The 295-nt window shown below is 71.2% G+C and carries 1 protein-coding gene; it reads right to left on the minus strand.

Annotation, left to right across the window (positions count from 1 at the left end; all coding sequences use genetic code 11):
- On the minus strand, positions 1-295 hold a 295-nt coding region (locus J0A65_RS27040), incomplete at both ends, for an AraC family transcriptional regulator ligand-binding domain-containing protein (RefSeq protein ID WP_206597239.1).

Genomic DNA, 295 nt, shown 5'->3' on the forward strand with positions numbered 1-295 from the left:
TCCAGCAGAAAGGGCAGCTGCTCGGCGGCGCCGCAGCTGTCGCGCCAGTACAGGTGCAGGTACTGCTCGTCGAGGTGCAGCACCGGCGTCAGCAGCGGCGAGAGCAGGGCACGGTAGCGGCCGAGGTCCTGCAGCGCCTGCAGCAGGTTGTCGGCCTGCTCCAGCAACTGGCTGGCGGCGCCATAGTGGCCGGGCCACAGGCGCTGGCCGAACAGGAAGCTGCTGTCCGGCGCATCCAGCAGGCGCCTGGCGTTGGCGATCAGGCGCAGGAACTGCGCGGGGCTGACCCGTGCCC

Source organism: Bowmanella yangjiangensis, from assembly GCF_017255015.1.
GTDB classification, from domain to species: domain Bacteria; phylum Pseudomonadota; class Gammaproteobacteria; order Enterobacterales; family Alteromonadaceae; genus Bowmanella; species Bowmanella yangjiangensis.